The following is a 4848-nucleotide window of genomic DNA, read 5'->3' as shown; positions in this document are numbered from 1 at the left end:
TAAGAAGGGTACAACCACCCTCAACCTGGCGTATTCCTCTTTCTCTTCCGAGAATTTCAGCGCTTTTCCGGGAACTTTTGAAGGGCAAAACCTGATTGGGGATCTCTTCAACAGGATTCGGCTCGGCAAGGTGCTCCTCCTCACAGGCATCAATTATAACCTGGAAGAAATGGAATTCGAGGAACTGAGGCAGTTCCGTTTTACAGACCCCTATGCCAACCTGGCGTATTTAGGGGAAAAGGGATGGCAGGTCAGCGCCGGGGGCCGACTCAACATACACTCGGAATACGGTTCTCAATGGGTCTACAACCTCAATCCAAGTTTTACAATCAAGCGGGAGAATGGGTATCTGAAATTCCTGGGGAGTTTCGCCACCTCCTATATTACTCCTTCCCTGACGCAGCTCTTCGGGCAGTTTGGGGCAAATCCTGAGTTGGGGCCCGAATCTAACCGTACCCTCGAACTGGGTACGGAATACACTTCGGGTGAAAAACTCAGGGCGAGTGCCGTATACTTTTCAAGGAGGGAAGACGACTTTGTTTTCTTCAACAACACGACCTTTCGGTACCAGAATGCAGAAAACACTATCAATGCCAGGGGGGTTGAAGTGGAAATAGACTGGAAACCTGTGGAAAACCTGGCCGTGGAAGCCAACTACACCTTTACCGAGAGGGAAGGTGATCCCGGGATCAGAATCCCTAAGCACAAGGCTTTCCTAGGCCTGGGGTATGTCTTTTCAGATACATTTACGGTCTCTGCGACCTACGCGTATACCGGGATCAGGCTGGATACCGATTTCAGCACCTTCACTGAGGTAAGTCTCGATCCTTTCAGTCTGGTGGGCCTGAACCTGAGGTATGTAGTGATCCCTGACCGGCTGTTTTTATTCCTGCAGGCCGATAACCTTCTGAATGAGAACTTCACAGAGATCCTGGGTTTCAATACCCGGGGCAGGAATCTCAGAGCAGGATTTACCCTGAATTTCTAAAAAAAAGCCGGTTTGTACCGGCTTTCTTTTTTTATTTGATGGTGAGGTCGATAGGTTTATCGAGGATCATCCGGTCTTTGACAGGAGTAAAGTCGTCCGTGTCTGTAAAAGGCCTGGCAGGTAGCCGGACCGTAAAGTCCCGTTTTCCTGATAATCCGGTGATCTCCTCCAGAGCCCGTGCCAGCAAGGGTTCGTTAGGATCTCCCAGTATACCGAGGTTGGCGAGGTCTTCTGCCAATTCTATCTCCGGGATAAATCCATTGGTGTAATCCGAAAAGCCCACAGAATTCTCGTTCCTTCCCACCAGGGGTTGAAGAGCCCAAAGATTTTCGGCATTGATAAAGGATTCTCTAGTGGGCGTATACACATAAGGCGCCCCGGATCTGCCCGGGTCGTCCACCATGGTCAGGGAGAATTCATTCTTGCCGGTGGTGGTGGTGCCCACCTGTATCACGTCCATGTAGGGATCCAGGCCGTTGATGATCAATTCACTGGCCGAAGCGGACCTCCCTGTAGTAAGGATATATACCCGACTTAGATTCAGGGTGTTGATCGGTGTGCCTGCTCCGGTTCGGTCGGCAAAGTAATCCTCGATCTGGGAAGCGTCAAAAGAGGCCTGAATTTTGGGGTTCCAGCGCTGTTTTATAAAAAGGTCACTGGTATTTGTGCCGTAGATCATACTGGCCAGCAGGCGTGTGGTATTCACCGACCCCCCCGGATTGTAACGCAGGTCGAGTACGAGGTCCGTGACACCCTGTGCCTTTAATTGCCCGAAAGCGGTATTGAGTTCTTCGTCGAACTCGTTAAGGAAGCGGTTGTAATAAATATAGCCGATCTTCTGCCCGCTGATATCGAATGTTTTGACGATAAAGATGGGGTTCTCCTGGAAGCCTTCGATCTTGGTCAGGGTAACCTCCTTCCCGTTGGGCGTAAAGGTATCATTGACCAGGTCGGCCATATTCAGGGTATAGGTGTCGTTCTCTCCGAAGAGTAAGTCGATGTAATTGTTCAGGTTGAGGGTTTGCCCATCGACCCCGGTAAAAAATTCCCCACGAAAAATATCCTTGGAGGCCGCATCAGAGTTGGGCGTCACATAGCGAACATAACCCACGACATCGTCATTGTCCAGGCCGATCAGTCCGAAACTCAACCCATTGCTCCTGGAGACCCCGGAAAGAAAATCCGTGAATTCATTGTAATCTGAGGCATAGGTGCTGAATCTGTCCTCGAAATACCTGAGGCGGTTATCGAAAAAAGCGCCCGGATCGGTTTCGGACCTCAGGAATTCAGTATATTCTTCATTGGTGCTGAAACGGTCGTCTGCAAGGTTTTCCACATCGTCCTGCCAGAAATACCACAGGTTCATGGACTTCCACATAAAATCCTGGGTAGCCAGATCCGATGATGTCGGATTGAAATTGTCATCGTCCTTACTGCATCCGGTAAGGAGAAACAATATCCCCAGGAATAAAGCTACATTCTTTTTCATCTTTCTTTTTTTAAGGTAAATAGCATTTCATAGCCGAGAGCCACCCCAGGTGTTTTTAGTACCTTGGAGGCAATAGGACTATCATGTGTAGGGAAGGTTAGTTCCTGCTAAATTAATGAGATCGAGGCTAAGAAAAAAAGAATTGTAACAAAATTCGATATAGTTCGTCTAGCTTATGTAACTCGGCAGGAAGATGCTTACAACGACAACCGATCAAAAACTAATGACACAATCAGAATTTGTAAACCTGGTCATGCCGTTCAAAGACAAGCTTTACAGGCTCGCCAAGAGGCTGCTGGTATCGACGGAGGAAGCCGAGGATGCAACGCAGGAAGTGTTGATGAAGTTGTGGGACAAGAAAAAGCGGATCGGAGCCTATCGCAATGTAGAGGCGTTTGCCATGACGATGACGAAGAATTTTTGCCTGGACCGATTGAAGTCCAAGGAATCGGGGAACCTGAAACTGGTGCACAGCAATTACGCGGACGATCGGACTTCCCTTCAGAAGGAGGTGGAGGTCAATGACAGTCTGGAATGGGTGGGAAGGATCATGGAAGGCCTTCCCGAGCAACAGAAACTGGTCCTGCAGTTGAGGGATGTTGAACAGTACGATTACGACGAGATCTCAGAGATGCTCGATATGAAACCCACAGCCGTGAGGGTGGCCTTATCCCGGGCCAGGAAGGCGGTAAGAGAACAATTGATAAAAAAACACAGCTATGGAATTCAATAGAATAGAACAATTACTCGAGAAGTACTTTGAGGCCCGTACCACGGAGGCCGAGGAGCGGGATCTGCGGGATTATTTTTCCGGAGATCAGGTGGCGGAGCACCTGGAGCCTTATCGCCCTATGTTCGCCTACTTCTCCGATGCCAGGAAAGAACGATCCATCAGGCAGGTTCCATTAAAACCCAGAAGAAACTTGTATCAGTGGATTTCCGTTGCCGCGGGGGTCGTTTTAGTAGCCGGCATCTTTTTCGGGAAGCAATATCAGGAAAGGAAGGAAGCGGAATACGCCTATCTCCAGACCAAAAAGGCCCTGGGTCTCCTGGCTGAAAACCTGGACCGTGGCAAGGAAAAAGTGGCCTATTTACATGAATTTGAAGAAACAAAACAAAAAATCATCAAAAACAATTAAAAAACAACATCATGAAGAAGTATATCGCAATTATCGCCCTGGCCCTGTTGCCATTCACGGGAATTTCCCAGTCGATCTTCGATAAGTTCGAGGATATGGATGAAGTGAGTTCGGTCATCGTCAACAAAAACATGTTCGACCTCCTGGTAAAAATGGACGTGAATGTCGATGAACCCGAGGCCAGAGAGGCTATGGAGATCGCCAAGAGCCTGAGCGGACTCAAGGTTTTCATCACTGAAAACAAGAGCATCTCAGCCGATATGAAGTCGACTGTAGACCGATACCTCAAGAACTCTTCCCTGGAAGAGCTGATGCGGGTGAAGGACAAGGATGCCAATGTGAAGTTCTATGTGCGCAAAGGGAAGGATGCTGATCACGTGAGCGAGCTGCTGATGTTCGTCACCGGGATCAAGAACGCTGATGTGGAGATCAACGATCGCAAGATAGAAACCGTGCTCCTGACACTAACCGGGGATATCGACCTCACAAAGATCGGTGCCCTGACCAAGAAGATGAATCTGCCTAAAGAACTGAATCAGGCCGAAAAAAAGAAATCGTAATACACAGGGAATGAGGATGCGGTGTTGTTTGCCAAAGCAGGACCGCAGTCCTTTGACCATAAGGAAGAAGACATGAAAAAATTAACAACCATTTTGCCTATACTGGCTTTTGCTCTGCTGCTGGGTTGTTCCTCCACCCAAAGCTTGCAGGAATACTATGTAGACAATTCGGAGAACCCCAATTTTATCTCCCTGGACCTCCCGGCGAGCATCCTGAACCTCGATGAGGTGGATCTGACTGAGGAAGAGCGTACGGCCGTGGAATCTTTGCGAAAGCTCAATATTCTCGCCTTTAAGAAGACCTCTGCCAATGCTGCGGACTACGAGGTGGAAAAAACAAAGGTCAATGCCATTTTAAAGAATTCTGACTTTAAGGAATTGATGAAGCTGAATTCTGCCTATGGCAAAGGTTTTGTCAAATACCTGGGAGAGGCTGATGCCATTGACGAAGTGGTCATATACGGCAACAGCAATGAAAAGGGTTTTGCCCTGATCCGTGTGCTCGGTAAGGACATGAACCCCGCCCATCTCATGCAGCTGATGCAGGCCATCCAGAAATCCGATTACAAAGGAGAAGGACTGGGAGAGATAGGTCAATTCCTGAAGGGATAAACTCACCGACAAACAAAAACAGAACCTGCCCTATTTGGCAGGTTTTTTTTGGGGACTCAG

Annotated in this window: 6 protein-coding genes; 5 read left to right on the top strand and 1 reads right to left on the bottom strand. The window is 48.5% G+C overall.

What is annotated here, in order from left to right; translation table 11 throughout:
• Nucleotides 1-988, top strand: a 988-nt coding sequence (locus tag ABYP73_RS11485; RefSeq protein ID WP_372974422.1) for a TonB-dependent receptor plug domain-containing protein, incomplete at its 5' end; no start/stop codon positions are given.
• Between the two features lie 31 nt (nt 989-1019).
• Here ABYP73_RS11485 and ABYP73_RS11480 read toward each other — a convergent pair.
• On the bottom strand, nt 1020-2477 hold the full coding sequence (locus ABYP73_RS11480; RefSeq protein WP_372974421.1) for a S41 family peptidase: 1458 nt from the start codon (nt 2475-2477) through the stop codon (nt 1020-1022).
• 223 nt (nt 2478-2700) lie between these two features.
• On the opposite strand from ABYP73_RS11480, the gene ABYP73_RS11475 reads away from it, so the two are divergent.
• From ABYP73_RS11475 to ABYP73_RS11460, 4 genes are all read left to right on the top strand, one after another.
• Complete coding sequence (locus ABYP73_RS11475; RefSeq protein WP_372974420.1) at nt 2701-3210, top strand: RNA polymerase sigma factor; 510 nt, start codon at nt 2701-2703, stop codon at nt 3208-3210.
• Complete coding sequence (locus ABYP73_RS11470) at nt 3197-3616, top strand: hypothetical protein (RefSeq protein ID WP_372974419.1); 420 nt, start codon at nt 3197-3199, stop codon at nt 3614-3616. Before ABYP73_RS11475 ends, ABYP73_RS11470 begins: the two co-directional genes overlap by 14 nt.
• 11 nt (nt 3617-3627) lie before the next feature.
• Nucleotides 3628-4176: a DUF4252 domain-containing protein gene (locus tag ABYP73_RS11465; RefSeq protein ID WP_372974418.1), complete on the top strand. Its 549-nt coding sequence runs from the start codon at nt 3628-3630 to the stop codon at nt 4174-4176.
• A 72-nt stretch (nt 4177-4248) separates the two neighbouring features.
• Nucleotides 4249-4788 (top strand): DUF4252 domain-containing protein, encoded by a 540-nt coding sequence (locus tag ABYP73_RS11460; RefSeq protein ID WP_372944642.1) that lies wholly within the window; start codon nt 4249-4251, stop codon nt 4786-4788.
• The last annotated feature ends 60 nt before the right edge of the window (nt 4789-4848 follow it).

This window comes from Muriicola sp., assembly GCF_041567615.1.
Lineage (GTDB): Bacteria > Bacteroidota > Bacteroidia > Flavobacteriales > Flavobacteriaceae > Muriicola.
This window is presented reverse-complemented; position numbering and strand designations above follow the sequence as displayed.

Excerpts from the sequence above, each read along its gene's own strand:
- ABYP73_RS11480 (WP_372974421.1), bottom strand. The coding sequence starts at position 2,477 with ATGAAAAAGAATGTAGCTTTATTCCTGGGGATATTGTTTCTCCTTACC.
- ABYP73_RS11475 (WP_372974420.1), top strand. The coding sequence starts at position 2,701 with ATGACACAATCAGAATTTGTAAACCTGGTCATGCCGTTCAAAGACAAG.
- ABYP73_RS11470 (WP_372974419.1), top strand. The coding sequence starts at position 3,197 with ATGGAATTCAATAGAATAGAACAATTACTCGAGAAGTACTTTGAGGCC.
- ABYP73_RS11465 (WP_372974418.1), top strand. The coding sequence starts at position 3,628 with ATGAAGAAGTATATCGCAATTATCGCCCTGGCCCTGTTGCCATTCACG.
- ABYP73_RS11460 (WP_372944642.1), top strand. The coding sequence starts at position 4,249 with ATGAAAAAATTAACAACCATTTTGCCTATACTGGCTTTTGCTCTGCTG.